General features: G+C 70.3%; 28 protein-coding genes. 16 read left to right on the top strand and 12 right to left on the bottom strand.

The annotated features are described in order from the left end of the window. Position 1: 1 nt before the first annotated feature. Positions 2-2,197, top strand: coding sequence for a xanthine dehydrogenase family protein molybdopterin-binding subunit (locus VGL85_RS18595; protein WP_331590498.1), 2,196 nt, complete (start codon positions 2-4; stop codon positions 2,195-2,197). On the opposite strand, the gene VGL85_RS18590 is transcribed toward VGL85_RS18595, so the two are convergent. Then, positions 2,194-3,207: a YihY/virulence factor BrkB family protein gene (locus VGL85_RS18590; RefSeq protein WP_331590497.1), complete on the bottom strand. Its 1,014-nt coding sequence runs from the start codon at positions 3,205-3,207 to the stop codon at positions 2,194-2,196. The genes VGL85_RS18595 and VGL85_RS18590 overlap by 4 nt on opposite strands. 95 nt (positions 3,208-3,302) lie before the next feature. Between VGL85_RS18590 and VGL85_RS18585 the strand changes: the two genes are divergently transcribed. Continuing rightward, positions 3,303-3,800: a gluconokinase gene (locus VGL85_RS18585; RefSeq protein WP_331590496.1), complete on the top strand. Its 498-nt coding sequence runs from the start codon at positions 3,303-3,305 to the stop codon at positions 3,798-3,800. Here VGL85_RS18585 and VGL85_RS18580 read toward each other — a convergent pair. After that, positions 3,797-4,687, bottom strand: coding sequence for an AraC family transcriptional regulator (locus VGL85_RS18580; RefSeq protein ID WP_331590495.1), 891 nt, complete (start codon positions 4,685-4,687; stop codon positions 3,797-3,799). The two genes, VGL85_RS18585 and VGL85_RS18580, sit on opposite strands and share 4 nt — an antisense overlap. 168 nt (positions 4,688-4,855) lie before the next feature. Here VGL85_RS18580 and VGL85_RS18575 point away from each other — a divergent pair, with 168 nt between their 5' ends. Together VGL85_RS18575 and VGL85_RS18570 are read left to right on the top strand one after the other, a co-directional pair. Beyond that, a complete protein-coding gene (locus VGL85_RS18575) occupies positions 4,856-5,461 on the top strand; it encodes an outer membrane protein (RefSeq protein WP_331590494.1) in 606 nt (201 codons plus the stop codon). Between the two features lie 82 nt (positions 5,462-5,543). After that, on the top strand, positions 5,544-6,071 hold the full coding sequence (locus VGL85_RS18570) for a nuclease (protein ID WP_331590493.1): 528 nt from the start codon (positions 5,544-5,546) through the stop codon (positions 6,069-6,071). Positions 6,072-6,084: 13 nt separating this feature from the next. On the opposite strand, the gene VGL85_RS18565 is transcribed toward VGL85_RS18570, so the two are convergent. Further along, entirely contained in the window at positions 6,085-6,645 is a 561-nt protein-coding gene (locus VGL85_RS18565) for an HNH endonuclease (RefSeq protein ID WP_331590492.1), read from the bottom strand. 815 nt (positions 6,646-7,460) lie between these two features. On the opposite strand from VGL85_RS18565, the gene VGL85_RS18560 reads away from it, so the two are divergent. From VGL85_RS18560 to VGL85_RS18550, 3 genes are read left to right on the top strand one after another with little or no spacing between them, the layout of a single operon-like run. Continuing rightward, positions 7,461-8,090, top strand: coding sequence for a TetR/AcrR family transcriptional regulator (locus tag VGL85_RS18560; RefSeq protein WP_331590491.1), 630 nt, complete (start codon positions 7,461-7,463; stop codon positions 8,088-8,090). Positions 8,091-8,099: 9 nt separating this feature from the next. Next, on the top strand, positions 8,100-8,981 hold the full coding sequence (gene gluQRS, locus VGL85_RS18555) for a tRNA glutamyl-Q(34) synthetase GluQRS (protein WP_331590490.1): 882 nt from the start codon (positions 8,100-8,102) through the stop codon (positions 8,979-8,981). Continuing rightward, positions 8,974-9,894, top strand: coding sequence for a DMT family transporter (locus VGL85_RS18550; RefSeq protein WP_331590489.1), 921 nt, complete (start codon positions 8,974-8,976; stop codon positions 9,892-9,894). The genes gluQRS and VGL85_RS18550 overlap by 8 nt, the downstream gene beginning before the upstream one ends. Before the next feature lie 14 nt (positions 9,895-9,908). Here the strand turns inward: VGL85_RS18550 and VGL85_RS18545 are convergent, their stop codons facing one another. Genes VGL85_RS18545 through VGL85_RS18530 form a run of 4 tightly spaced genes read right to left on the bottom strand, consistent with a single transcriptional unit; the run spans position 9,909 to position 13,293 of the window. Continuing rightward, positions 9,909-10,457, bottom strand: coding sequence for a YbhB/YbcL family Raf kinase inhibitor-like protein (locus tag VGL85_RS18545; RefSeq protein WP_331590488.1), 549 nt, complete (start codon positions 10,455-10,457; stop codon positions 9,909-9,911). A 54-nt stretch (positions 10,458-10,511) separates the two neighbouring features. Continuing rightward, a complete protein-coding gene (locus VGL85_RS18540) occupies positions 10,512-11,927 on the bottom strand; it encodes a protein adenylyltransferase SelO (protein WP_331590487.1) in 1,416 nt (471 codons plus the stop codon). Further along, the gene (locus VGL85_RS18535) at positions 11,927-12,727 is read right to left on the bottom strand and encodes an SDR family NAD(P)-dependent oxidoreductase (protein WP_331590486.1); all 801 of its coding nucleotides are present in this window, start codon (positions 12,725-12,727) and stop codon (positions 11,927-11,929) included. Before VGL85_RS18535 ends, VGL85_RS18540 begins: the two co-directional genes overlap by 1 nt. A 2-nt stretch (positions 12,728-12,729) precedes the next feature. Then, on the bottom strand, positions 12,730-13,293 hold the full coding sequence (locus VGL85_RS18530; RefSeq protein ID WP_331590485.1) for a carboxymuconolactone decarboxylase family protein: 564 nt from the start codon (positions 13,291-13,293) through the stop codon (positions 12,730-12,732). Between the two features lie 78 nt (positions 13,294-13,371). Between VGL85_RS18530 and nhaA the strand changes: the two genes are divergently transcribed. Continuing rightward, a complete protein-coding gene (gene nhaA, locus VGL85_RS18525; RefSeq protein ID WP_331590484.1) occupies positions 13,372-14,568 on the top strand; it encodes a Na+/H+ antiporter NhaA in 1,197 nt (398 codons plus the stop codon). A gap of 149 nt (positions 14,569-14,717) precedes the next feature. Here nhaA and VGL85_RS18520 read toward each other — a convergent pair whose 3' ends face one another. The 4 genes from VGL85_RS18520 to VGL85_RS18505 all read right to left on the bottom strand — a co-directional run bounded on the left by VGL85_RS18520 (position 14,718) and on the right by VGL85_RS18505 (position 18,805). Beyond that, positions 14,718-15,650 carry an alpha/beta hydrolase gene (locus VGL85_RS18520; protein ID WP_331590483.1) on the bottom strand — a complete coding sequence of 311 codons (933 nt, stop codon included), beginning with the start codon at positions 15,648-15,650 and terminating at the stop codon, positions 14,718-14,720. A gap of 62 nt (positions 15,651-15,712) precedes the next feature. Beyond that, positions 15,713-17,146 carry an aldehyde dehydrogenase family protein gene (locus VGL85_RS18515; RefSeq protein ID WP_331590482.1) on the bottom strand — a complete coding sequence of 478 codons (1,434 nt, stop codon included), beginning with the start codon at positions 17,144-17,146 and terminating at the stop codon, positions 15,713-15,715. 140 nt (positions 17,147-17,286) lie between these two features. Beyond that, positions 17,287-17,709: a GFA family protein gene (locus VGL85_RS18510; protein WP_331590481.1), complete on the bottom strand. Its 423-nt coding sequence runs from the start codon at positions 17,707-17,709 to the stop codon at positions 17,287-17,289. A 160-nt stretch (positions 17,710-17,869) separates the two neighbouring features. Further along, positions 17,870-18,805, bottom strand: coding sequence for an SMP-30/gluconolactonase/LRE family protein (locus tag VGL85_RS18505; RefSeq protein WP_331590480.1), 936 nt, complete (start codon positions 18,803-18,805; stop codon positions 17,870-17,872). Here VGL85_RS18505 and VGL85_RS18500 point away from each other — a divergent pair. From VGL85_RS18500 to VGL85_RS18465, 8 genes are all read left to right on the top strand, one after another. Then, on the top strand, positions 18,789-19,001 hold the full coding sequence (locus VGL85_RS18500) for a hypothetical protein (protein WP_331590479.1): 213 nt from the start codon (positions 18,789-18,791) through the stop codon (positions 18,999-19,001). The two genes, VGL85_RS18505 and VGL85_RS18500, sit on opposite strands and share 17 nt — an antisense overlap. Before the next feature lie 30 nt (positions 19,002-19,031). After that, positions 19,032-19,679, top strand: coding sequence for an SDR family NAD(P)-dependent oxidoreductase (locus VGL85_RS18495; protein WP_331590478.1), 648 nt, complete (start codon positions 19,032-19,034; stop codon positions 19,677-19,679). 63 nt (positions 19,680-19,742) lie between these two features. Further along, complete coding sequence (locus tag VGL85_RS18490; protein ID WP_331590477.1) at positions 19,743-20,123, top strand: dihydroneopterin aldolase; 381 nt, start codon at positions 19,743-19,745, stop codon at positions 20,121-20,123. After that, positions 20,120-20,887: an SDR family NAD(P)-dependent oxidoreductase gene (locus tag VGL85_RS18485; protein WP_331590476.1), complete on the top strand. Its 768-nt coding sequence runs from the start codon at positions 20,120-20,122 to the stop codon at positions 20,885-20,887. Before VGL85_RS18490 ends, VGL85_RS18485 begins: the two co-directional genes overlap by 4 nt. 65 nt (positions 20,888-20,952) lie before the next feature. Beyond that, positions 20,953-21,477 (top strand): 6-pyruvoyl trahydropterin synthase family protein, encoded by a 525-nt coding sequence (locus VGL85_RS18480; protein ID WP_331590475.1) that lies wholly within the window; start codon positions 20,953-20,955, stop codon positions 21,475-21,477. 13 nt (positions 21,478-21,490) lie between these two features. Next, positions 21,491-21,859, top strand: a complete 369-nt coding sequence (gene folB, locus VGL85_RS18475; RefSeq protein WP_331590474.1) for a dihydroneopterin aldolase — start codon at positions 21,491-21,493, stop codon at positions 21,857-21,859. Between the two features lie 120 nt (positions 21,860-21,979). Continuing rightward, positions 21,980-22,390, top strand: a complete 411-nt coding sequence (locus VGL85_RS18470) for a hypothetical protein (protein WP_331590473.1) — start codon at positions 21,980-21,982, stop codon at positions 22,388-22,390. Positions 22,391-22,428: 38 nt separating this feature from the next. Further along, entirely contained in the window at positions 22,429-23,121 is a 693-nt protein-coding gene (locus VGL85_RS18465; RefSeq protein WP_331590472.1) for an isoprenylcysteine carboxylmethyltransferase family protein, read from the top strand. Positions 23,122-23,205: 84 nt separating this feature from the next. Here the strand turns inward: VGL85_RS18465 and VGL85_RS18460 are convergent, their stop codons facing one another. Beyond that, positions 23,206-24,642 carry a pyridoxal phosphate-dependent decarboxylase family protein gene (locus VGL85_RS18460; protein ID WP_331590471.1) on the bottom strand — a complete coding sequence of 479 codons (1,437 nt, stop codon included), beginning with the start codon at positions 24,640-24,642 and terminating at the stop codon, positions 23,206-23,208. Positions 24,643-24,835 lie beyond the last annotated feature (193 nt).

Below are 24,835 nucleotides of genomic sequence, written 5' to 3'. Positions count from 1 at the left end.
CATGAACGACATCGCCTTCAACCCGAAACTTTCCCGCCGCGCCGCAATCTTCTGCGGCCTCTCCGCCGCCGGCGGCCTGGCGATCGGCGTCCCCGCCGGCGCGGCCGAACGGGGCCTGCGCAAGGTCTCCTGGGCCGACGGCCAAGATTTGAAGCCCGAGATGACCGCCTTCCTGGTCATCGACCCTGACAGCAGCGTCACCATCCGCCTGCCGCATCAGGAGATGGGCCAGGGCACTTCCACGGCGCTGGCCATGATGGTCGCCGAGGAGCTGAACTGCGACTGGGGCAAGGTGCGGGTGGAATACGCCTCGGCCAACCGCAACATCCGGGCCGGCGGCAGGCTCTACGGCGGCATGCAGACGGTGGGCAGCTCGGGCGTGCGGACCTCGGTTTCGATGATGCAGCAGGCCGGCGCGAGCGCGCGCGAACGCCTGCGCATCGCCGCCGCCCAGCGCTGGAAGGTCGACCCGGCCGACTGCAGCGTCGCCCCCGGCAAGTGCCTGCACAAGGCGTCCAACCGCAGCCTCACCTACGGCGAACTCGCGCCGGAGGCAGCCAAGGTCGTCCTGGCCTCCGAACCCGTGATCAAGACGCCGGACCAGTACCGCCTGCTCGGCAAGTGGACGCCCAGGCTCGACACCGCGCCCAAGCTGGACGGCTCGGCCCAGTTCGGGCTCGACGCGAAAGTCCCCGGGATGGTCTACGCCGACGTGCTGTCCTGCCCCGAGTTCGGCGGCAAGCTGGTCTCGGTCGACGAGACCCCGATCCAGGGCCGCCGCGGCGTGCTGAAGGTGGTCAAGACCGACGACGCCGTCATCGTGGTCGCCGACCGCTACTGGCGCGCCCGCTCGGCCCTGAATCTCCTGAAACCGGTCTGGGCTTCCGGCGGTGCGTCGACCGTGGACAGCGCCCAGCTCGACAAGGCCTATCGCGACGCGCTCGACGGCCCGCTGGTCACCGCCAAGAACGTGGGCGACGCCCCGGCCGCCGTGGCCCAGGCGAAGTCCGGCGGCGGCAAGGTGGTCGAGGCGCTCTATGAAGCGCCCTACCTGGCGCACGCGCCCATGGAGCCGATGAACTGCACCGTCCAGCTCGCGCCCGACCGGGTAGACGTCTGGATCGGCACCCAGTCGCCCATGGCGGTGCTGCGCCTGGCGGCCCATGAGGCCGGCGTCGCGCCCGAGGCCGTCTATGTCCACAACCACTTCGTGGGCGGCGGCTTCGGGCGGCGCACCCAGCATGACGAGCTGGTCCACGCCATCGCCGCGGCCAAGGCGGTGGGCAAGCCGGTGAAGCTGATCTGGCGGCGCGAGCAGGATATCCGCCGCGACCGCTACCGCCCGCAGGCCGCCGTGCGCTTCAGGGCCGTGATGGGCCCGGACGGCGCGCCCACCGCCATCGCCAGCCAGGTCGCGGTCGGCTCCCTGCTGCGCTCCCTGGGCGCCAGTAAGGTGGAGAACGGGCTGGAGCCCATGGCCGTGGAGGTGATCGCCACCCACGCCTACAAGATCCCCAACAACCGCGTGGACGTGGTGCTGAAGAACGCCCACGTGCCGGTGATGTTCTGGCGCAGCGTCGGGGCCTCGCAGAACACCTATTTCCTGGAAAGCTTCATCGACGAGCTGGCGCACGAGGCGGGCGCCGACCCCTACGAGTTCCGCCGCAAGCTGGCGGCCGACCGGCCCGACTATGTGGCCGTGCTGGACAAGGTGGCCAAGGAGAGCGGCTGGGGAACCCCGCTGCCCAAGGGGCGCGGTCGCGGCATCGCGGTGGTCGACACCTATGGCACCGTCACCGCCCAGGTGATCGAGGTCAGCGTCAGCCAGGCCGGCAAGCTGAAGGTGGAGCGGGTGGTCGCCGCCGTGGACTGCTACCACGCGGCCAATCCCAACACGATCGCCCAGCAGATCGAGGGCGGCATCGTCTATGGCCTGACCGCCGCCATCTATGGCGAGATCACCATCAAGGACGGCGCGCCGGTGCAGGGCAACTTCAACGACTATCCGCTGATGACCCTGGCCGAGACCCCGCCGATGGAGACGCATCTGGTGCTGACGCCCAGCAAGGCCTGGGGCGGGATCGGTGAGCCTTCGGTGGCGCCGAGCGCGCCGGCGCTGGCCAATGCGGTCTTCGCCGCCACCGGCAAGCGGGTGCGCAAACTGCCGCTGAAGCACGCCGACCTGAGCTGGGCCTAGGGCTCGGACCCGCCGCGCGGCCGTTTCGGGACCGCGCGGTCGAGTTCGCAGTTCAGCTCGGCGCCCAGCAGGATCACGGTCAGCGACAGCCAGATCCAGGTCATGAAGCCGGCGAGCGCGCCCAGCGAGCCGTAGGTCCGGTCATAGGTCCCGAACCGGCCGACGTAGAGCGAGAAGACGAAGGACATGGCCGCCCAGGCAAGGGCCGCGAACACACCGCCGGGTGTGATCCAGCGGAACCTCGGGCCCCGGAGCGCCGGCGCGAGGCGATAGAGCAAAGAAATCGCGATGGCGCTGGTCACGATCATCGCCGGCCACCGCAACCAGCTCGCCGCCACCCAGCCGCCCAGGCCCACATCGGCCAGCACCTGCGGCGCCGCCGAGATGATCAGCATGGCGGCGATGACCAGCAGGATGGCGCCCAGGGTGAACCCCAGGCTCACCAGGTTGACCATCAGGAAGCCCCGGCTTTCGCGAACCTCGAAGGCCACGTTGAGGCCGCCGATCACCGCCTTCATGCCGGCATTGCTGCTGAGCAGCGACAAGGCGAGGCTGACCGCGAAGGTGAGGCCCAGGCTGGCGGGCGGCGCGGCGGCCAGCCGGGTCATCTGGTCGCCCAGCACGCTCACGCCGCCGGCCGGCAGCACGCCGGAAAGCGCCGCCACCTGCCGCTGCGCGCCGGCCACATCGGCCACCAGGCCATAGAGCGAGACGAACACCCCGAGCGCCGGGAACAGCGCCAGGAGCGCGTAGAAGGCCGCCCCCGCCGCCACCGCCGGGATACGATCCTCGTTGAATTCGCCGAGCGCGCGCCTGGCGATCGCCAGCGGGCTGCGGTCCGGCGCCGCCACGGGGGCCCGCGCCGGGTGTGGCGGGAACAGCCGCTCGAGGAAGACCGTGCTCAAGCCCAGGAACAGGCCAAGGCCAAGCGCCGTGGTCCGGTCGAAAAGGATCGGCGACGGCGGGTCGCCGCCGGCGGGTTCCGCGCCCCTGCGCCGGCCCCATGGCATGGTCTGTTCAGCCTCCCAGGTCTGGTCACGCTGCAACCCGCGCGACGGGCCAACTGTTCCTTGACGCCGCGCGAGCCCCGGCGGAGACCAGGGCCATGGCGGCGACGGTCCTGCTGGTGATGGGCGTGGCGGGGGCCGGCAAGTCCACCCTGGGCGCGGCGCTGGCCGAACGCCTGGGCTGGGCCTTCCTGGAGGCCGACGACCTGCATCCGCCGGCCAATGTCGAAAAGATGCGCGCCGGCGTCCCGCTGGACGACGCGGACCGCGCGCCCTGGCTGGCCGCCGTGGGCCGGTTCATCGATGGCTGGGCGGTCGAGGGGCGGCCCGGCGTCGTCGCCTGCTCGGCGCTGAAGCGCGCCTATCGCGACACCTTGCGGGCCGCCCACCCGCACCTGCGGCTGGTCTATGTGGCGACGGACGAGACCCTGGCGCACATCCGGGTCGGTCGGCGCGCCGATCACTACTATCCAGCCAGCCTGGTCCCCAGCCAGTTCGCCGCCCTGGAGCCGCCCGCGGCTGACGAGGATGCGATCACGGTTGATGCGGCGCAGCCGACCGAAGCGCAGGTCGTCGCCACGCTGGCCGCGCTCTAGGCTTCCAGGGCCTCGACCGTCCGACGGCCTTCGCGATAGGCGCGCGGGCTGACGCCGAACGCCTGGCCGAAGGCGGTGGTCATGTGGCCGTGACTGGAAAAGCCGGTCTGGGCCGCGACCAGCGCCAGGTCGTCCGCGCCGGCGTCCAGCCGCAATCGCACCGCGTCCAGTCGCCGCGCCAGGATGAAATTGTGCGGGCTCTCGCCGGTCTCGGCGTGGAAGGCGCGGGTGAAATAGCCGCGGCTGAGGCCCGCGACGGCGGCCAGCTCGTTCACCGTGATCCGTTCGGCCAGACGGCTGTCGATGTGCTCGCGCACCCGACGCAGGTTGAACGCGGTCAGGCTTGGGCGTGGCTGGCTCGCCGTCGGCAGGGCTGGTTGGGCGGCGCCGCGGACCATCAACGCGCGGACGATCAGGCTGTCGGCCAGCTGCTCCAGATAGGCCATGGCCGCTTCGCCCTCGTTCAGCAGCACGCGGCGGATTTCATGGGCCAGCGCCCTGACCCCGGCGTCGATGGTCTTCTGCCCGCGCTCCTGATGCGGCAGGCCGGCGGCGGCGGGACAGTTGAACGCCACCGCCAGGGTCTCCACCGGCTCCGCGCTCTCCAACGTCACCGGCGCGCCGGGCGTCAGCAGGGAGAAGGCCCCCCGCGGAAATCGCTCGCCGGTCGCGCGCGACCGCGCCGGTGTGAACAGGAAGACCACCATCGGGCGGCGGCCGTCATAGTCCATCCGGAAGGGGCCCAGCGCCTGGTGACGGATCCACAGGCGCTTCAGATCGACCAGGGTCACCGCGACGCCGCCGCTGTCGGCGCTGGCGAAAGGGTCATGCGGCCGGGCCGAGGCGAACGGCGGGGCCAGGGATACGATTGGGGAAGACGAGGTCACACGCCCCTCATTGCAGCGACTGGGACCTTAGGTAGGCGCGCGTCGCGCCGGGACAACCGCTGATCGCGTCACACGGCTGGAAACCGCATCACACCGCTGGAAGCGCGGCCGCACCGTCGCCCCGATCTGGGCTCGGCAAGCCTCATCAAGGGGCAGGAGTCCAAGAACATGAAGTCTCTCATCCTCGTCGCGGCGTCCGCGGCCGCGCTTCTCGCCGTCCCCGCCGCCGCTTCGGCGGCCCCTTCCGGATCGTCCGACGACAACGGCTGGTACGTGCGCGGCGACGCCGGCGCGACCTTCTCCGGCCGCATCGACGGGACCAACGGCCCGCGCAGCGACAGTGGCTGGGCCATCGACGCCGGCGTCGGCAAGAGCCTGGGCAATGGTTGGCGCGCCGAGGGCCAGATCCTCTACCTGGACAACAGCGGCAAGTCGGGCTTCGGCGACACCAAGGTCACCGCCGGTCTCGCCAGTGTCTATTACGACTTTCTGCCGGACAGCCAGTGGCGGCCGTTCCTGGGCGCCGGCATCGGCGTCGCCCAGGTGAAGGAAGACGGCGGCCCGGCCGCCGCCCCACATGGCGACAAGACCACCTTCGCCTATCAGGTGGGCGGCGGGATCGCCCATCCCTTCAACGACCAGCTCACCGGTGAGATCGCCTACCGCTACCTGGGCGCGCCCGATGTGAAGTTCGGCGGCGCGGGGGCGCGGGTGAACGGCGACTTCGGCGCGTCCCTGGTCACCGTGGGCCTGCGCTACAAGTTCGGCGGCTGAGGCCGTCGTCCGGGTCCCGCGCGGCGCATCTCCCCCAGCCCAACGCCGCGCGGGGCCCCTCTCTTCCTCCATAGGGTTTCCGATGCCGCTCTATCGCCTGCTGTCGCTCGCCTACACCACGGGATGCGTGGTCTTCATCGGCCTCATCCTGCTGTCATCACTGAGCATGCTCACCGCCTGCGCCCCGCGCAGCGGCCTGTTCGCCGAAGGGCGCGCGCCATCCCCCGCCGCGCCCAACGTGGCGGTCCTGCAGAGCGATGTTCTGGTGATCGACGGCCAGGCGGTGCATCTGGCGGACGCGGTGACCCCGCAACCCTCGCCCGACGCCCACTGCCCGGCCGAGGCCCTGGCCGCCCGCCAGGTCGCCCTGCGGCTGAAGACCCTGGTCACCGGCGTGCGCACCGCCGCCATCACCCCGGCCGGCGGCAAGGACAGCTACAATCGCCCCTTCGCCCACGTGCTGCTGGACGGCGCCGATCCGGCCCACGAGCTGGTCGAGGACGGCCTGGCGGTGCGCCCGGGCGGCCGCGCGTTCAACTGGTGCGGCCCGATCTCCGCCGGCTTCCCGCGCGCCGAGCACATCGCAGTGCTGTCGTTCTCGGGAACCTGAGGACGGCCGGGCCTCAGGCCTCCAGCTCGATGTCCCAGTAGAGGTAGTCGAGCCAGCTTTCGTGCAGGTGGTGCGGCGGGAACCTGCGGCCGTGCTGCTGCAGTTCGTGGGCCGTGGGCCGGCGCGGCGTGTGCAGCGGATGCATGTGCGCCTCGCGCGGCGTGCGCCCGCCCTTGTTCAGGTTGCAGCGCGCGCAGGCGGTGACGATGTTCTCCCAGGTCGTGCGGCCGCCCCGCGAGCGCGGGATCACATGATCGAAGGTCAGCTCCTCGCTCGCGGTGCAATACTGGCAGGTGAAGGCGTCGCGCAGGAACAGGTTGAACCGGGTGAAGGCCGGCGGCCGGTCCTGGGTCACGTACTGCTTCAGCGAGACCACGCTCGGCAGCTTCATGGCGAAGGACGGCGAGTGGACTTCCTGGTCGTAGGTGGAGACCACGTCCACGCGGTCGAGGAAGACCGCCTTGATCACGTCCTGCCAAGGCCAGAGCGACAGGGGATAATAGGAGAGCGGCCGGAAATCGGCGTTGAGCACCAGGGCAGGCCAGCCGGACGGCGGGCGGCTAAGCACCTGCATGGCGGGCCTCCATCTGTTCGGAGGCGGGGTGGCGCGGGGCGCCTAGGAAGAACGCGGATGAACTGAAGACAAGAACCCCTATTCGCTGCGCATCCGGCGGCGACGGGCCCAAGGTCTTCACACTCAGGAAGCTCAGGCTGTCCCGCTGTAGGGACCCTTATAAGAAAGATTCGGAGACATCTCCATGACGGAGAGTCTGACGGCCGCTTGAGGGCCGGAGCCTCGCCGCGAGCCACATCTGGGTGGGGCGGCGAGGCCTATCGGCATCCCACGCTCAGGCCGCGACGAAGGCGGTGGCGCCGGCCAGGGAGAGGCTGAGGACCAGGATCGCCACGGAGACGAAGCTGTCCAGGAAGCGGATGTTCTGGATCGACATGATCAGTTCCTTTTTCGTTGTTCGGCCCCGGATCGGGCGCCGATGTCCATCTGGACGATGCTTAGATAGCACTAATCTGAACATTGCCTAGATGACTAATTGTGCAGTGCAGCTATGCAAAAATGCATGCATCCGCCGGGCCGGTCTGTGGCGACGAAAAAGGGCCCCCGGTCGGGGGCCCTTCTCCGCTTCGGCATCTGGTCGGGGAGATTAGACGCCGGCGACGTTCGCGAAGGCCGCGGCGAGAGAGACACCCATCGCCATGAGGGCGGCCGGGGCGACCCGGTCGAAGAAGCGAGCGAAAAACATGACACACACCTTTGAGTTGGTCCGTATCCCCACGGACAATTTGTTATCTTAATGATGCTAAGATAGCATCAATCTAAGCGCTGTCAAGATATCTTTACGGCGCCAAGATTGCCCTGTAAGGTAGGAAGCGATGAGCAATACTCAAGCTGCCGAGTCCCGGCCCTATCACCACGGCGACCTGCGCCGCGCCCTGATCGACGCCGCGACCCGCCTGCTGGAGACCGAAGGCCCCAGCGCCCTTTCGCTCCGCGCCGTGGCCCGTGAGGCCGGGGTCAGCCCCGCGGCGCCCTACCACCACTTCAAGGACAAGAGCGAACTGCTGGACGCCGTGGCCGCCGAAGGCTGGACCATGCTGGACGCGGCCATCGCCAAGGCCCGCGCCGAGGCCGCCAACCCCGCCGAAGCCCTGGACGAAATCGGCGTGGCCTATGTCTGCTTCGCCCGCAAGAACCCGGCCATCTACCGGGTGATGTACGACACCGCCCGCGACAAGGAAGCCTTCCCCGTCGACATGGAGGGCGTCGAGGACAGCGCCTATTGCAAGGTGCGCGACACCTTCATCGACGCCGGCGCCAACCCCGAGGACGCGCAGGAGCTGGAGCTGGCCACCACCGCCGCCTGGTGCTCCGCCCACGGCCTGGCCGAGATGGCCAACTTCAAACAGTTCGAGCACCTGAAGGACGCCCTGGGCGGCGAGGTCGCCTTCTTCCGCGCCGTCTTCAAGCGCCTGGGACTGGCCGCCTCGCTCCGCGAGGACTAGACCCGCCGGGTGACCGGCCCGGCCCCCACGACACGTCTCACCCGCTTCGCGCCGTCGCCCACCGGCTACCTGCACCGGGGCCACGCCTTCTCCGCGCTCACCGCCTTCGAAGCCGCCCGAGCGGCCGGCGGCCGCTTCCTGCTGCGCATCGAGGACATCGACCGCACCCGCTGCCGGCCCGAATATGAGGCCGCGATCTTCGAGGACCTGGCCTGGCTGGGCCTGACCTGGGAAGAGCCGGTCCGCCGCCAATCCGACCACATGGCCGACTATGGCGCGGCGCTGCGCGAGCTTTCCGAGCGCGGCCTGACCTACCGCTGCTTCCGCACCCGCCGCGAGATCGCCGAGGCCATCGAATCGGCTCCGCACGGCGCCATGGAAGCCTTCCGCGGCCAGCGCCTGCCGCCCGCGGAGGAAGAACGCCGCGTGGCGGCGGGCGAGCCCTACGCCTGGCGCCTGTCGCTCGACGCCGCCCGGCGCGCCCTTGAAAACCGGGAATCCGGCGGTTTCGAGAGCCTGACCTTCACCGAGGACGGCGAAGGGCCCGCCGGCGAGCACGGCCTGATCCAGGCCCGGCCGGAACTCGGCGGCGACGTCGTCCTCGCGCGCAAGGACGTGGGCGTGGCCTATCACCTCGCCGTCGTCGTGGATGACGCGCTGCAAGGGATCACCCAGGTGGTCCGCGGCCAGGACCTGTTCGAGGCCACCCACGTCCAGCGCCTGTTGCAGGCGCTCCTGGCTTTGCCGACGCCGGTCTATCGGCACCACCGGCTGCTCGTCGGAGCCGACGGCAAGCGCTTTGCGAAACGCGACCGCGCCGAGACGCTGCGCGAACTGCGCGGCTCGGGTATGACGGCTCAGACGTTGCGTGCGGAGTTGGGCTTTGGCTGAGGGGGCGATCGGACATCCAGCCCAGCGGGGACGCTGGGCGGCCGTGGCGGTGCTGGTGTTCGGAGCCTGCGTCATCGGCTTCTCCGGCATCCTGGTGCGCCTGACCGGCACCGGACCGGCCGCCGCCGGCGTCTGGCGGCTGGGCGCGGCGCTGCCGCTGCTGGCGATCATGGCGCGCACCACCACAGGCGGGGTCGGGCGGCCCAAGCGCATCCTGCTGATCGCTGGGCTGATGTTCGCCCTCGACCTCGGCTTCTGGCACTACGGGATCAAATACACCTCGGTGGGCGCCTCGACGGTGCTGTCGAACCTGACGCCGGTGGTGGTGACCGCCTTCGCCTGGATCTTCCTGAAGCAGCGGCCACGGATGCTGTTCCTGGCGGCCATGGCCGTCGCGGTGGCCGGCGCCTGGATGATGGGCATCGGCCGCGGCGCCGGCACGCCGGTGCTGAACGCGCCGCTGGGCGATGCGCTCTCGCTCACCACCGCCTTCTGGTACGCCCTCTACTTCCTGACCATCAGCGAGGCGCGGAAGACCGAGTCGACCAACCGGCTGATGTTCTGGTCCAGCGCCACCGGCGCGCCGCTGCTGCTGATCACCGCCCTGGCCTTGCACGAACAGATCCTGCCGACGACCACGGCCGGCCTTGCCGCCTGCATCGGCCTGGGCCTGGTGCACATCGGCGGTCAGGGCTCCATCGCCTGGGCCATGGGCCGGCTGCCGACCTCGCTGGCCTCGGTGGTGGTGCTGGTGCAGCCGGTGGTGGCGACCTACGCGGGCTTCCTGTTGTTCGGCGAGGCGCTAGGCCCATTGCAGACCGCCGGCGCCGTCGTGGCGCTGGCCGGCGTGGTTCTGGCGCAGTGGGCCTCGCGGCCCGGGCCGGTGCGCGCCGCCGCCGAAAGCCCGACCTAGCCCGGATACCGGACCTAGCTCGGAGCCTTGAAGGTCCCCACCACCTCGCCCTTGGCGATCACATGCCCTTTCGCCACCGCCAGCACGGTGTCGCGATCCGCGCCACCCGGGACGTTCAGCATGGTGTCGAGCGCCAGCACCTGGAAGTGGTAGTGGTGCGCCGGGTCCTTCACCGGCGGATGCGGGCCGGTGTAGCCCGAGGTCTTGTGGCTGTTGGTCCCCTCCACGCCGGCTTTCACGCCTTCGCCCAGCGACGTCACGCCGGGCGGGATGTTCCAGTCCACCCAGTGCGACACGGGCTCGGGGCCGGGGCCGTCGGGGTCGTCGGTCAGCACGGCGTAGGACTTGGCCTTGGGCGCGGCGCTCCAGGAGAGTTGCGGCGAGACGCTGTCGCCATAGCCGCTGTATTTCCGCGGGATCGGCTGGCCCGGCCTGAAGGTCGAAGACGTGACCGTGAGCTTGCCGTCGGTCTGGGTTTCCGGCCGGTCGACCGAGACCTTGCCGCCGGCCAGGGCGGGCGTGGCGACAAGAGCCGCGGCGGCGGCGATGAGCAGCGACTTCATGGCGAGTCTCCTCTTGCGGAGAACCCATGGACCGGCCTCAGGTTGCCGCAGGCGTCAGTGGAAGCCCCATCCCAGCCGCGCGCGCTCGATCCCGGCCAGCTTGGCCTGGAAGGCCGACCAGTCGTCCTGCTCCGCGATCGGCGCCCAGAGCGCCTCGATCTGGTCGTAGAGCAGCTCCTCCGGCTCGGGTCCGGCGAAGTAGGGATCGGCGAGGCGCTCCGGCCGCTCGGCGGTGAAACCCTGCAGCCGTTCGCGGAACTCGGCGAACCCGGCGCCGGCATAGACATCGCCGCGCGGGCCGCCCATCGCGCGGGCCGCCTCGCCGCAGAACCAGTCGAAGAAGAACGGCTCCCAGCGCAGCGCCTCGCCGCCTTCGGCGATGGCGCGGAAGGCGGCCTGCACCAGGCCCGCATCGTCTTCGCCGCCCCGCGCGGCCAGTCCCAGGCGCCGCAGCATGGCTTCGGTGAGCTCGGCCCGATAGGCGAAGGCGAAGCTGTTCAGCGCCGCGACCAGGCCCTCGGCGTCGCTCACCAGGCTGAGCGCGCCGGCCAGTTGCTGCAGGTTCCAGAACACCGCTTCCGGCTGGCGGCCGAAGGCGTAGAGGCCGGCGTGGTCGAAATAGGCGGCCGTGAAGTTCGGGTCGTTCTTCGGCAGGAACCGGTAGGGCCCGTAGTCGAAGCTCTCGCCGGTGATGTTCATGTTGTCGGTGTTGAGCACCCCATGCACGAAGCCGGCCGCCATCCAGGCCGCACAGAGCCGCGCGGTCTGCGCCACCGACACCTCGAACAGGGCGCGGGCGCGGTCATTGGCTCCCTCGATCTCGGGGAAATAGCGGGCGACCACGTGGTCCACGAGGGCGCTGATCCGATCCGGCTGCTCAAAGAAGGCGTGGCGCTGGAAGCTGCCGAAACGGATGTGGCTGTGGGAAAGCCGGACCAGCACCGCCGAGCGCGTCGGGCTGGGCTCGTCGCCGCGCTCCAGCCCCTCGCCGGTCTCGACCAGCGAGAACGAGCGCGAGGTCGGAACCCCCAGGGCCTCCAGCATGGCGGTCGCCAGCACCTCGCGCACCCCGCCTTTCAGCGTGAGGCGCCCGTCGCCGGAGCGCGACCAGGGCGTGCGGCCCGAGCCCTTGGTCCCGAGGTCCAGCAGCCGGTCGGTCCCCAGCTCGCGCATCTGGGCGAAAGTGAAGCCCCGGCCGTCGCCGAGCTCGGGGTTGTAAACCCGGAACTGGTGGCCGTGGTAGCGCTGGGCCAGCGGAGGATCGAGGTTGCCCGGCAGCGGCTCGAAGCGGCCGAAATGGGCGATCCATTCGGCGTCGGTCAGGGTGTCGAGGCCGACGCTCGCCGCCGCGCGGTCATTGCGAAATCGCAGGATGGTCTTCGGGAACGCCTCGGCCTGCACCGGATCGGCGAACTCCGGCCCCAGCTCGGCGTAGACCGGGTCGGGGCGGTAGGCGGGCGAGACCGGCATCAGCCGATCCGCACACCCATGGCGCCGTCCACGGGCAGGATGGCGCCGGAGATGAAGGCCGCCTCGTCGCTGGCCAGGAACAGGGCCGCGTAGGCGGTGTCCCAGCCGCCGCCCTGCTTGCCGCGCAGGGGCACCCGGGCGTTGCGTTCGGCGCGCACCTCGGCCACCGAGCGCCCCGTGGCCGAGGCGATGCCGCTCACCGCCATGGGCGTGTCCATGTAGCCCATCATGATGGCGTTGCAGCGCACGCCATAGCGGGCGTTCGACTGGGCGACCGAGGTGGTCAACCGGTTCACGCCGGCCTTGGAGACCTCGTAGGCGAGCTGGATGCCGCCGGCCCGCGCCGCCAGCGAGGAGATGTTGACGATCGCCCCGCCGCCCTGCTCGCGCATCACCGGCAGGGCCGCCTTGATGGTCAGCCACATGCCCTTGAGGTTGACGCTGAGGATGCGGTCGAACGCCGCCTCCTCCAGCCGGTGCGCCGGCCCGTCGCCGCCGCCGATGCCGACATTGTTGATCAGCACGTCCACGCGGCCGAACCGCGCCTTGGCGGCCTCGATCAGCTTGGCCGCCTCGCCCGACTTGGCGATGTCGGCGGCGTGGGCCGCGGCCGTCCCGCCCGCCTCGGCCACCAGGGCGGCGGTCTCCTCCGCCCGCTCGGCCACCCGGTCGACGCAGAAGATGGCGGCGCCTTCGCGGGCGAACAGCAGCGCCATGGCGCGGCCGTTGCCGATGGTCTCGCCCGGCGTCTGGCCGGCGCCCACCACCACGGCGATCTTGCCCTCGAGCCGGCCGGCCATGGTCAGAAGCCCTTCAGGTCGGGATCGAGCGTCTGGCCTTCGTCAAGCTGCACGCCAAAACTATTCAAGATCATGGAGACCTGGGTGTACTGGCCGGCGGTGAACACCACGTCCATGCACTGTTTCGACGTGAAGTGGGCGCCGAGTTCGGCCCAGGTGGGGTCGGTGATGAACTGGTCGGCGTGCAGTTCGTCGCTGGCCTTGATCAGGGCCGCGTCCGCCGCGCTCCAGCCCGCGCCCGCGCCGCCCTTGATCCGCTCGATCTCGTCCGCCGCGAGGCCTTCGCGCAGGCCGATGCGGTGGTGCTGGGTCCACTCGTAGCCCGACTTGCAGAGGAAGCCGGTGCGCAGGATCACGATCTCCCGCTCCCGGGCGGGCAGGTCGTTGCGCCGCGACAGCACATAGCCGCCCCAGGCGTTGAACCGGGTGAGCGCCTTGGGCGCGCGGACCAGGGTGCGGAAGATGTTGAGCACCGGGCCGGGGCGGAAGTCTTTCAGCGCCTCGTCCTGCTCGGGGCTGAGCTCGGCGTCGCCGAGCGGCGGAAATCGGGGCTTGGTCAGGCGCATCCGGCGGTCTCCATCCCTTGTCGTCGTCCCCGTCCGGATACCTTAGGCACGCGGCCGTGGCCATGCTAACCGAGCGCCATGGCCAAGCGGATCACGCTCGACTACCTGAAGACCGAGAGCGCCTCGGGGCTGATCCTGGCGACCGCCGCGCTCAGCGCCATCGTGCTCGCCAATTCGCCTTGGGAAGGCCTCTACTTCCGCTTCCTGGCCCTGCCCTTCACCGTCCAGCTGGGCGCCTTCACCGAGACCCTGTCCGTCCTCGACTGGGTGAAGGACGGGCTGATGGCCGTCTTCTTCTTCGTGGTCGGCCTGGAGATCAAATACGAGATCGTCCGCGGCGAACTCGCCAACCCCAGGCGCCTGGCCCTGCCGGTCATCGCGGCCCTGGGCGGCATGGTCGGCCCGGCTCTGGTCTATCTTGCGATCAACATGACCCCGTTCCAGGGCCTGAGGCCCGAGGGCTGGCCGGTGCCGGTGGCCACCGACATCGCCTTCGCGATCGCCGCCCTGGCGGTGGCCGGGCCGAAGCTACCGCCGAACCTGCGGGTCTTCCTGCTTACCCTGGCGATCGTCGACGACCTGGGCGCGGTGGGCCTGATCGGCCTGCTGTTCACGAGCCACTTCCGGGTGCTGGAGCTGGCCGGCGCCCTGGTCGGCCTGGCCGGCATGGGCCTCCTGGGCCAGTGGCGGCGTGCGCCCTACCTGCTCTACGCCGTGGGCTTCGTGGTCGTCTGGGGCTTCATGCTGAAGTCGGGGATCTCGACCTCCTTGGCAGGCGTGGCCGCCGCCGCGGTGATCCCGCTTGAGCCGCGCAAGCCCGGCCGACCCGGTGTGCTGGAGGACTTCATGGAGGGCTTGCACCCCTATGTGGCCTTCCTGATCCTGCCGCTGTTCGCCTTCTGCGCCGCCGGCTTCACCTTCCGCCACATCGGGCTTTCCGACCTGTTCGGGCCGGTGGCGCTGGGCGTGGCCGCGGGCCTGTTCTTCGGCAAACAGCTCGGTGTCTTCCTGGCGGCCTTCCTGGTGATCCTCACCAAGCTCGCGCGGCGGCCGACCGGGGCCAAGTGGGTCGAGCTTTACGGCCTGTCGCTGCTCTGCGGCATCGGCTTCACCATGAGCCTGTTCATCGGCCAGCTCGCCTTCCCGCTCACCGACGCCGCCGCCCAGGCCCAGGTGCGCATCGGGGTGGTGGCCGGCTCGCTGGCCTCGGTGACCGCCGGCATGGCGGTGCTGGCCTGGGCGCAGCGCAGGCGCGGTAACGATCCCGAAAATTGAGTGTCATCCCGGAAAGCGCGCAGCGCTTGTCCGGGACCCATGGACTCCGGGCCTCCAGGTAGGCCGCATCCGTTGACGCTGCATCTCATCCGGAATCGCAGCGTCTATGGGTCCCGGTCTTCGCGTGCCGCGAAACCGCGATGACAGCTCTATTGCAGCGCGGCCTTGAGCGCCGCCGCCGTTTCGGCCGAAGCCGCCGCCGCCGCGGGCGAGACGTCGCACATCACATAGAAGTCGTGCACCAGGCTCGGGTATTCGACGTGGCGCGCCGCGACGCCCGCCGCAGCCAGCCGCTCGGCGTAGCCGCGGCCCTCGTCCTTCAGCGGATCGAAGCCCGCCGTGACGACCAGGGCCGGCGCCGCGCCCGCCACGTCGCGGGCCGCCAGCATGGCGCGGTGAGCCTGCGGATGGCCCACGGCGGCCAGCAGCTTCTCGAACCAGGCCAGGGCTTCCTTGGTCAGCACCGGGCCGTCGAGGTCCTTGCGCGAGGCGGTCTCCTCCTGCGGCCAGATGCCGGGATAGAGCAGCAGCTGGAACTTCAGCCGCCGCTTCGGGTCGTCCTTCAGGTCCAGCGCCACCGAGGCGGCGAGGTTGCCGCCGGCGCTGCAGCCGCCGACCGCGATCCGCGCCGGATCGACGCCCAGCTCGCCCGCGTGATCGAAAGCCCAGGTCGTCGCCGCCAGCGCGTCGTCGTGGCCGGCCGGGAACGGATGCTCCGGCGCCAGGCGGTAGTCCACCGCCAGCACCCGGCAGCCGGCGCCCGCGGCCAGCCTTCGGCAATGGCCGTCGTGGCTCTCCAGGTCGCCGATCACGAAGCCGCCACCGTGGAAGTAGATCAAGAGCGCCGAGGGCGTCGCCGCGCCGGCCGGCGTATAGAGCCGCGCCGGGATGGCGCCCGCCACCGTCAGGTCCTTCGCCGTCACATCCTTGGGGGCGGTCTGGTCCTGACCCTGGCGCTGCGTGCGATAGCCGACGCGCACCATCTCCGGCGGCAGGACATCCAGCGGCGGCAGCGGGTTGGCCTTCGCCGCCGCCTCCTGCTCGGCGATCATGGAGGCGAAAGCGGCGTCGAGGGCGGCCATGGGCAGTCTCCTGAAATGAAAAGGGGCCGCCTTTCGGCGGCCCCTGATCGTTAGTCTGAAGGCTACTCCGCGGCCTTGGGCGCGTAGCCCATGATCGCCTTGGTCTCCAGGAACTCGTGGAAGGCGAAGTCGCCCCACTCGCGGCCGTTGCCGCTCTTCTTGTAGCCGCCGAAGGGCGCGGTCATGTCCGAGGCGCCGTTGATCGACACCTGGCCGGCGCGGATCTTGCGAGCCACGTCGCGGGCCTTGGCGATGTCGGCGCTCTGCACATAGCCGGCGAGGCCGTACTCGGTGTCGTTGCCGACCGCGATCGCCTCATCGACGCTTGAATACGGCATGATCGCCAGCACCGGCCCGAAGATCTCCTCGCGCGCGATGGTCATGTCGTTGGTCACGTTGCCGAACACCGTGGGCTTCACATAGTGGCCCTTGTCCAGGCCATCGGGACGTCCCGCGCCGCCGGTCACCAGGGTCGCGCCTTCCTCGACGCCCTTCTTGATCAGGCCCTGGATCTTGTCCCACTGCACCTTGGAGACCACCGGGCCCAGGTTGTGGTTGCCGTTCGGGTCGCCGACCGTGATCTGCTCGGCGGCGGCCTTGGCGACGGCGATCGCCTCGTCCATCCGCTTGGCCGGGACCAGCATCCGGGTGGGCGCATTGCAGCTCTGGCCGGAGTTGTTCATCACGTGCGCCACGCCGCGGCCCACGCCCTTGGCGAAGGCGTCGTCGTCCAGGACGATGTTGGGGCTCTTGCCGCCCAGTTCCTGGTGCACGCGCTTGACGCCCGGGGCGGCGTTCTTGGCCACCTCGATCCCGGCCCGGGTCGAGCCGGTGAAGGAGACCATGTCCACTTCCGGGTGGGTCGACAGCGCCACGCCCACCGTCGGGCCGTCGCCATGGACCATGTTGAACACGCCGGCCGGCACGCCAGCCGCATGCATGATCTCGGCGAAGATGTGCCCGCTGAACGGCGCCACTTCCGACGGCTTCAGCACCATGGTGCAGCCGGTGGCGATGGCCGGGGCCACCTTGCAGGCGATCTGGTTCAGCGGCCAGTTCCAAGGGGTGATGAACGAGCAGACGCCGACCGGTTCCTTGACGATCAGGGTCTCGCCGCGCTCATCCTCGAACTTGAAGTCCTTCAGGACGTTGGCGGCGGTGGCCAGGTGGCCCATGCCGGCCGGCACCTGGGCGCGCTGGGCGAGCGAGGCGGGCGCGCCCATCTCCTCGGTCACCGCGGTCGCCAGGTCGCCGAAGCGCTTCTGGTATTCGGCCAGGATGCGGCCGAGCACCTCCAGGCGCTCCTCGCGGCTGGTCTGCGACCAGCTGGCAAAGGCCTTGCGGGCGGCCTTCACGGCCTTGTCCACATCGGCGGCGGAGCCGAGCGCGATCTTGCCGGCGACCTGCTCGGTGGCCGGGTTCTCGACGTCCAGCGTCTTCAGCTCGACCGGTTCGACCCATTGGCCGTCGATATAGAACTTGAGGTACTCGCGCATGACGTCCTCCGCAGAGCGTTCAGGGTGTGAGGCGCCGGGCGGGACGGACCCGCCCCGGCTTCACCCCTTATCTTAGTGATCGGCGATCACTGCGGAAGGGGGATTCATCCCACGAACGTCTGCGGAGGCCGTCAGGGCTCCTATTCGGCGACCATTTCGCCCGAACCGCCGAAGTCGGTGGGGAAATCCTTGAACTTCGGCAGGCCGTCCCTCATCGGCAGCACCGTCTCCGCATAGTTGATGTGCAGGCCCGGCGCGAAGGCAAGGTCCGGCAAGGTGGCCGAGAAGATGTCCACCACCCCCAGGGTGGGGTGACGGGTCATCAGGTGGCCGCCGCACTTGGCGCAATAGGTGCGGTCGCTCACTTCGGTCTTGGCGAAGCTGGTCACCTGGTCCGCGCCCTTGGTCACCTTGACCGCCGCCGGCGGCCACAGGGTGAAGGCGTTGACCGGGCCGCCGGACCAGGACCGGCAGGAGCGGCAGTGGCAGAAGCCCATGCCGACGGGCTCGCCCTCGGCCTGAACCTCAATAGCGCCGCAGAAGCAGCTTCCGGAATAGGTCATGTCGCATCTCCTCGAGTTCAGGTTAGGCGCTGCAACCACCGCCGCGCGCCCCGTGTCCGAAACCTAGACACTGTAAGGCCAAGCCGGCAGCAGGTGCGCGCGCCAATCAGCAGGGGCGAAAGTGACAGGGGCCCAGGGCGAGGTTCAATTACCTCGGGGGTCACCGCTGGTGGATCAGCGGCTGGCCGGCGAGCGGCGAGCGGGCCTTCAGCACATAGTCCGCGCGGATCGAGCCGATGTAGAGGTCCTTCAGGTCGCTTCCGCCCCAAGTGACGTTGGTCGGGTGGTTCACCACCACCCCGCTCGGGTCGTGGAAGACGGTGACCACGCTCTTGTCCGGCAAGATCGCCACCACCTTGTTGGCCGCCGGCAGGCAGACCCAGACATTGCCCTCGGCGTCGACGCCCACGCCGTCGGTGTAGCCGAGGTCGTTGTGATCGTGCTGCGGCTCGCCCGGCGCGGCCTGCAGCAGCCCCAGCGCCGGGCCATAGCGTTCGCCCCGGCCCAGCCGGCCGCCTGGCAGGATCGGAAAGGCCAGCACGTCCGGTCCGGTGGTCTGGGCGCAGTAGAGAGTCGTCTCGTCGGCCGAGAGCGCCAGGCCGTTGGGGAACTTCAGGCCCTCGGCGACGATCTCCGAGCCGCCGTCCGGGCGCAGCACGAACAGGAAGCCGTCGGGCCGCCCGTCCAGCGCCTGCGGCCAGGTCTCCGCGTGGGTGGAGTTGGCGCACCAGATGCAGCCGTCCTGCGTCATCACCGGATAGTTGGCCGAGGTCAGCCGCTTGCCGCCCACCTCGGCCACCAGGGTCTCGTGCCGGCCCGTGGCGGGATCGAACCGCTGCAGCGGCCCGTCCTGGCGGTCATAGATCCCGAAGTTGGCGATCAGGATGCGGCCCTCGCTGTCCATGTTGAGCCCGTTGGGCGCCCCGCCCTTCGGCCCCAGCCGCCGGAAAGAGCCGTCGGGAAAGATCTCCGCCACCGCGCACTGGTGGTCGGAGGCGAAGACCCGGCCGTCCGGCCCCACCACCACGTCCTCCGGCCGGTCGATGCCGACGGCGATCTTGGCGAAGGCCTCGATCGGGATGGTCGAAAGCGGCATGGGCGGTCTCCCCGGCGGTTTTCAGGAAGCTAGAGCCCCAGGGCGCGCGTTCCACAAGCGCTTGCGGCCAAGGCGCCGCGCCGATAAAGCCCGGACAACAGTTTCGGAGACCGCCATGGCCGGCATCTACCTCATCATCGCCTTCATCGCCGTGATCGCGATCCTGAACCGCGTCGAATTCGGCCGGTTCGACTGACCCCGACGCCCCGCCCCCTGCCGCTCAGCGATGTCTGAGCGCGGAGCCGCCCTGGTCACCGGCGGCGCGCGGCGCATCGGCCGGGCGCTGGCGACCGCCGCCGCCGAGGCGGGTTATGACGTCGCCCTCCACGTCCGCAGCATCGACGACCTGGCCGAAGCCGCCGCCGGCGACGTGCGCGCCCGCGGCCGCAAGGCGGCGCTCCTGAGCTGCGACCTGCGCCAGGAGGCCGCCGTGGTCGCCCTGGTCGGCCAGGCCGAAGCCGAGCTCGGACCGGTCACCTTGCTGGTCAACAGCGCCAGCGTGCTGGAGGACGACGCCTTCGCCGACATGAACCGCGCCTCCTGGGACCTGCATATGGAGACCAACCTGCGCGCGCCCCTGGTGCTGGCTCAGGCGTTTGCGCGACGCCTGCCGCACGGCCGTGACGGGCTGGTCGTCAACGTGCTGGACCGGGCGGCCGCGACGGCCGAAACGCCCTTCTCCTACGCGCTCAGCCGCGCGGCGCTTTTCGAGGCGACGCCGCTGCTCGCCGCGGCGCTGGGCCCGCGGCTGCGCGTGGCGGCGCTGGGCCCGTCGAGCGGGCGGCTGGCCGACGCCGACCCCGGCCGCCTGGCCGACGGCCTCAGCCGCCTGATCGCCGGGGACGGCGGCTGCGAATGGGTGGCGGTGGGCTGACCGAGCGTTTGCCGCCGCCGGCCCCGGTTGTTATGCCCAGGCGGAAGCAGCGGAAGATGCGGCATGGACTGGCGTGACCGGGCGGACTACCAGGCGGCGATCCTCGAGGATGTCGAGGTCAGGGTCCGCTGCGGCCTGCATCCCTGGGAGCAGCATCCCGAGCGGCCCAACCGCCTGCTGGTCTCCGTCGAGATGTTCACCGCCGCGGCCTTCGACGCCTCGGGCGCGCGCGCCTACCTGGACTACGACCGGGTGCGCGAGGAGATCCTGCGCTGGCCGTCGCTGGACCACACGCCCCTGCTTGAGGACCTGCTCGCCCGCCTGACCGACTTCGTGTTCCGAGACCCGCTGGTGGAGGCCACACGCGTTCGCATCAAGAAGCCCGACATCTTCAGCGAAACGCGAGCCGCCGGTGTCGAATGGTTCCGCAGGCGTCCCGCATGAGCCGAAAGCCCGAGATCAAGGGCGCCGCGCTCGTCACCGGCGCAGCCCGCCGGGTCGGCGCGGAACTCGCCCGCGAACTGGCCGAGACGGGCCGCGCGGTCGTGGTCCATTACCGCTCGCATCCGGACGAGGCGGCGGCGGTGGTCGCCGACATCGAACGCGGCGGCGGCCGGGCGATCGCCCTGCGCGCCGACCTCGACGACGAAGCCCAATGCCGCGGGCTGGTCGCCCAGGCCTTCGCCGCCTTCCCGGACCTGGATGTCCTGGTCAACAACGCCTCGGCCTTCCGGTTCGACACGCTGGCGACCTTCGACAAGGCCGGCCTTGCCCATGCCCTCGACTCCAACCTGACCGCCCCGCTGCTGCTGATCCAGGCGTTCGCGGCGGGCCTTCGCGCCGCGCGCGGCCTGGTGGTCAATGTGCTGGACCAGAAGGTGAATTTCCCGAACCCGGACTTCTTTTCCTACACCGCGGGCAAGGTGGCGCTGGCGGGGCTGACACCGACGCTGTCGCTGGCGCTGGCGCCGCGCATCCGGGTCTGTGGCCTGGCGCCTGGCCTCACCCTGCCCAGCGGCGACCAGACCGAGGCGGACTATCAGCGGGCCGCGGCGGCGACTCTGACGGGCGTCACTTCGACCACCGCCGACCTGCGCCGCGCCCTGCGCTTCATCGTCGAGACGCCCAGCTTCGCCGGCCAGAACCTCACGGTCGACGGCGGCGAGAGCCTGATGCGCCGGCCCCGCGACGTCGCCTTCGAAACCTAGCCCGAAGCGGCGTTTCCGCGCGCAGGCTTTGGATCGGCGGCCAAGGGCTGTATTGGGGCCGGGAAATGATCCAACTCCAGTTCTCGCGGCGCTATTCCATGGCGCACCGGCTGCTGCACGACGCCGCCGGCAAGTGCCTGACGCCGCACGGCCACAACGAGGTCGTCACGGTCACCCTGCGCCCGAAGCGCGACATGGACTTCGGCGGCTCGAACATGGCCGCGCCGTTCGCCGATCTGAAGCGCCGCTGGCACGCCTGGATCGACGAGGCGGTCGACCACGCCTTCCAGGTCAACGCCGCCGATCCGCTGATCGCCTATTTCCGCGAGCACGAGCCGGAGCGGCTTGCGCGCCTCATGGTGATGGAGGGCGACCCGACCACCGAGGCCCTGGCCGTGGCCTTCCTGCTGAAGCTCTCCGCCTTCCTGGCCGGCGACAGCCTGCCGTTCGAAGCGAAAGAAATCGCCATCGAGGAGACCCCCACCAACCGCGTGGTGGTCACCGCCGACGACTGGGCCGCCTCCGGTGCGGCCTGGCGGCCGGGCGCCTGGGCGAGCCGGCCCGACTTTTCCATCAACGACCTGTCGTAGGGCCGCCGCCGTCATGACCACCCTGCGCACCGCCATGACCCGGGTGTTCGTCTCCGGCCTGAAGGTGCAGGCGCAGATCGGCGTCTACCGCCACGAGATCGGGCGAGTGCAGCCCCTGGTGCTGGACGTGGAGCTGGACGTGCCCACCGCCGGTGCGGCCCGGCTCTCCGAGACCTTGAACTACGAGACCATTCTGGCGGCGGCCCGCGACATCGCCGCCGGCGGCCACATCGAGCTGGTGGAGACCTTCGCCGAGCGCCTGGCCCATGCCTGCCTGGCCGACGACCGCGTCACCCAGGCGAAGGTGCGGGTGCAGAAACCCCTGGCGCTCGCCCCCGACGCCACGGCCGCCGGGGTGGAGATCACAGTCGTCCGCGACTGAATTACAAAAGCTTATGGTTGTGAGAACGCGGTTTGGCGCCAACATTAAGGGTGACCGCGATGGGTTCGGGTCGGGGACCTGGACGCTGAATCGGGGTCGCACGAGGGGTCTGAAACTCTGATGAGCCCGAACTATCAATATGGCCGGGATCCCGGCGCCATCTACGAAGACCGCGCCATGCCGGCGGTGGTCTATGCGCTCTACATCCTGGGCCTGTTCCACGGCCTGACGCTGGTGGTCGGCCTGGTCATGGCCTATGTGCTGCGCGGCTCGTCGGGACCCGCCAACGCCAGCCACTACACCTATCAGATCCGCACCTTCTGGACGGCGCTGGTCGGCATGCTGGCGGGCGGCCTCATCATGGCGGTGGGCTTCCCGCTGATGTTCATCCTGATCGGCTTCCCGGTGGTGTGGGCCGGCGGGGTGATCATGTTCCTCGCCTGGCTGTGGGCGATGATCCGCTGCATCGTGGGCGCGGTGCGCCTGGCCGAGGGCCGACCCATCGACCAGCCCTACGGCTGGTACGTCTGATGACCCCGGGCCTGTAAGGACGGGCCAATGGTGTGGGCATGAGCAAGGCCCGCCTCATCGCCCTGCTACTGGCCGAGATGGCCGCGACGGTGGTCGTCCTCGGTGGGCTGTTGTTTGGCGCGGCCGGAACCTGGGCCTGGCCCAGCGCCTGGGCTTATCTGGGCGTCTTCCTGATCCTGGGCCTGGGCGTCAGCCTCTGGCTCGCCGACGCGGACCCCGGCTTGCTGCGCGAGCGGTTGGCCTCGCCCTACCAGAAGGGCCAGAAGGGTTTCGACCGCGTGTTCCTGTCGTTGGTGATGGTGGTCTACCTGGGCTGGACCGTGCTCATGGGCCTCGACGCGCGGCGTTTCGGCTGGTCCCAGGTGCCGATGGCGCTGCAGGTGCTGGGCGCGGCGCTGATCGCCGCCAGCTACTTAGGCATCGCCTGGGTGTTCGCCACCAACAGCTTCGCCGCCCCAGTGATCCGCATCCAGGCCGAACGCGGGCAGAGGGTGATCGACACCGGCCCCTACGCCTGGGTCCGCCACCCGATGTACGCCTTCGCCGCCCTGCAGTTCGTGGGCGGGCCACTGATGCTCGGGTCCTGGTGGGGCCTGGTGGTCGTGCCGCCATTCTACCTCGGCCTCGCCTGGCGCATCTTCGGCGAGGAGCGGACGCTCAGCGAAGCGCTGGCGGGCTACGACGACTACGCCCGGCGGGTGCGCTGGCGGCTCCTGCCCGGCGTCTGGTGAAGGGTCAGGCCCCGACCGGCGAGTGACCTCCGCGCCTGAGCGGACGGCCAGGCCCACCTCCGGCCTTCAGCGTCCGATCCCTGATCACGCGCCCGTCGTCGCCTGCAGCGCCTCGACGCTTCGGACCAGGCATTCGAGCAGGTCGTCCACGTGCTGGACGTGGGTGCGGAACGACAAGATGGCTGCGCGCAGATAGAGGTCCCCGTCGATGCGCGTCCCGCTCAGGAAGACGCGCCCGTCGGCCTGAAGCTTCGCCAGGAGCTGCTCGTTGAAGCGATTGGCGTCGCCGCTCCTGGGCAGATAGCGGAAGGCGACGACCGACAGGTCCGGCGGCGGCCCGGCATCGAACCAGTCCAACTCCGACAGCCGGGCGTGCAGGCGCCGGGCCAGCGCCAGCTTCTCGCTGAGTGCGGCCCGGAAGGCCGCGACGCCCGCCAGTTGCAGCGGCAACCACAGCCGAAGCGCCCGGAAGTGCCGCGTCAGCTCCGGTCCGAGGTCGGAGGGCGAGGGCCCGACGTCGGCGTCGCTGGACTGCATCATATAGGCCGCGCTGGCGCTGAACGAGGCGTGGAGAAGCCGGCCGTCGCGCACCAGCACCGCGCCCGCCCCGTACGGCAGGAAGAGGGTCTTGTGCGGATCCAGGACCAGGCTGTCGGCGCGCTCCATGCCGGTCGGGATGGCCTGGCCCTCCGGACAGAGCCGGAAGAGGCCGCCATAGGCGCCGTCCACGTGCAGCCAGACGCCGTGGCGCTCGCAGAGGTCGGCGATCGCATCGAGCGGATCGACCGAGCCGGTGTCCGTTGTGCCGGCCGAGGCCACGACGAGCCAGGGTCGCAGGCCGTCGGCGAGATCGCGTTCGATGGCGCGCGCCAGCGCCTCGGGCGACATGCGTCGCCGTTCATCAGTCTCGATCATGCGCCGCGGGGCTGCGCCCCGGCCGGCGATATGCAGCGCCTTGTCGACGCAATGGTGCGTAAACCGGGTCGCGTAGACCACGCCGCCGCCGGCCGGATCGCGCGCGTCGCGCGCGACGACGACAGCCGTCAAGGTCGCCAGGCTGCCGCCCGAGCAGAGCACGCCGGCGGCGGTGTCCGGATACCCCGCGGCCTCCGCCAGCCAGGACATCACCACATTTTCGATCAGGGCCGCGCCCGGGGCCGCGGGCACATAGGCCGAATATTTGTTCGCGGCCGCGGCCAGCATGTCGGCGATCGCGGAATGGAACAGGCCGCCGCCGGGGATGTAGCCCATGAAACGGGGCGAGGCCGCGGTGATGCCAGGCGCGTCCACGCAATCGCGGACGTAAGCCAGCACGTCGGCGGCGTCACGGCCCACCTCCGGCACCGCCGCCTCGTGGCGCCTCGCCATGACCTGGGGCTCCTCCAGGAACGCCGGCGCGTCCGGCAGCGCCTCCAGGAACGCGGCCACGTGCGATCGCGCCAGATCGAACAGGCGGTCTCGCGCAACGGCGTCCGGCTCCAGGGGCGCGGCGCGGCGCTTGAGATCCTCGAAGTCGGTCATGATCCTAGGCTCGTCCTGGAAGAACAACGGGGCCTCACAAGGCCGCCCGCCACTGAGCACAATGTCGGTGACCTTGCGACCCCACTCGCCTGCGCCCGGGCCCAGGCGGCCGCGTCCGGCGGCCCACAGGCCGGCCCCAGCCGGGCCAACGGGGTCTCAACACCAGGGATGCGCCAACTCAGCACCTTGGCCT

Source organism: Phenylobacterium sp. (genome assembly GCF_036501465.1).
GTDB lineage: Bacteria > Pseudomonadota > Alphaproteobacteria > Caulobacterales > Caulobacteraceae > Phenylobacterium.
Note: the sequence above shows the minus strand (reverse complement) of the source record. Positions and strands in the feature narration are given on the sequence as shown.

Excerpts from the sequence above, each read along its gene's own strand:
- VGL85_RS18595 (WP_331590498.1), top strand. The coding sequence starts at position 2 with ATGAACGACATCGCCTTCAACCCGAAACTTTCCCGCCGCGCCGCAATC.
- VGL85_RS18590 (WP_331590497.1), bottom strand. The coding sequence starts at position 3,207 with ATGCCATGGGGCCGGCGCAGGGGCGCGGAACCCGCCGGCGGCGACCCG.
- VGL85_RS18585 (WP_331590496.1), top strand. The coding sequence starts at position 3,303 with ATGGCGGCGACGGTCCTGCTGGTGATGGGCGTGGCGGGGGCCGGCAAG.
- VGL85_RS18575 (WP_331590494.1), top strand. The coding sequence starts at position 4,856 with ATGAAGTCTCTCATCCTCGTCGCGGCGTCCGCGGCCGCGCTTCTCGCC.
- VGL85_RS18570 (WP_331590493.1), top strand. The coding sequence starts at position 5,544 with ATGCCGCTCTATCGCCTGCTGTCGCTCGCCTACACCACGGGATGCGTG.
- VGL85_RS18565 (WP_331590492.1), bottom strand. The coding sequence starts at position 6,645 with ATGCAGGTGCTTAGCCGCCCGCCGTCCGGCTGGCCTGCCCTGGTGCTC.
- VGL85_RS18560 (WP_331590491.1), top strand. The coding sequence starts at position 7,461 with ATGAGCAATACTCAAGCTGCCGAGTCCCGGCCCTATCACCACGGCGAC.
- VGL85_RS18545 (WP_331590488.1), bottom strand. The coding sequence starts at position 10,457 with ATGAAGTCGCTGCTCATCGCCGCCGCCGCGGCTCTTGTCGCCACGCCC.
- VGL85_RS18540 (WP_331590487.1), bottom strand. The coding sequence starts at position 11,927 with ATGCCGGTCTCGCCCGCCTACCGCCCCGACCCGGTCTACGCCGAGCTG.
- VGL85_RS18535 (WP_331590486.1), bottom strand. The coding sequence starts at position 12,727 with ATGGCCGGCCGGCTCGAGGGCAAGATCGCCGTGGTGGTGGGCGCCGGC.
- VGL85_RS18530 (WP_331590485.1), bottom strand. The coding sequence starts at position 13,293 with ATGCGCCTGACCAAGCCCCGATTTCCGCCGCTCGGCGACGCCGAGCTC.
- nhaA (WP_331590484.1), top strand. The coding sequence starts at position 13,372 with ATGGCCAAGCGGATCACGCTCGACTACCTGAAGACCGAGAGCGCCTCG.
- VGL85_RS18520 (WP_331590483.1), bottom strand. The coding sequence starts at position 15,650 with ATGGCCGCCCTCGACGCCGCTTTCGCCTCCATGATCGCCGAGCAGGAG.
- VGL85_RS18515 (WP_331590482.1), bottom strand. The coding sequence starts at position 17,146 with ATGCGCGAGTACCTCAAGTTCTATATCGACGGCCAATGGGTCGAACCG.
- VGL85_RS18510 (WP_331590481.1), bottom strand. The coding sequence starts at position 17,709 with ATGACCTATTCCGGAAGCTGCTTCTGCGGCGCTATTGAGGTTCAGGCC.
- VGL85_RS18500 (WP_331590479.1), top strand. The coding sequence starts at position 18,789 with ATGGTCGAAAGCGGCATGGGCGGTCTCCCCGGCGGTTTTCAGGAAGCT.
- VGL85_RS18505 (WP_331590480.1), bottom strand. The coding sequence starts at position 18,805 with ATGCCGCTTTCGACCATCCCGATCGAGGCCTTCGCCAAGATCGCCGTC.
- VGL85_RS18495 (WP_331590478.1), top strand. The coding sequence starts at position 19,032 with ATGTCTGAGCGCGGAGCCGCCCTGGTCACCGGCGGCGCGCGGCGCATC.
- VGL85_RS18490 (WP_331590477.1), top strand. The coding sequence starts at position 19,743 with ATGGACTGGCGTGACCGGGCGGACTACCAGGCGGCGATCCTCGAGGAT.
- VGL85_RS18485 (WP_331590476.1), top strand. The coding sequence starts at position 20,120 with ATGAGCCGAAAGCCCGAGATCAAGGGCGCCGCGCTCGTCACCGGCGCA.
- VGL85_RS18480 (WP_331590475.1), top strand. The coding sequence starts at position 20,953 with ATGATCCAACTCCAGTTCTCGCGGCGCTATTCCATGGCGCACCGGCTG.
- folB (WP_331590474.1), top strand. The coding sequence starts at position 21,491 with ATGACCACCCTGCGCACCGCCATGACCCGGGTGTTCGTCTCCGGCCTG.
- VGL85_RS18470 (WP_331590473.1), top strand. The coding sequence starts at position 21,980 with ATGAGCCCGAACTATCAATATGGCCGGGATCCCGGCGCCATCTACGAA.
- VGL85_RS18465 (WP_331590472.1), top strand. The coding sequence starts at position 22,429 with ATGAGCAAGGCCCGCCTCATCGCCCTGCTACTGGCCGAGATGGCCGCG.
- VGL85_RS18460 (WP_331590471.1), bottom strand. The coding sequence starts at position 24,642 with ATGACCGACTTCGAGGATCTCAAGCGCCGCGCCGCGCCCCTGGAGCCG.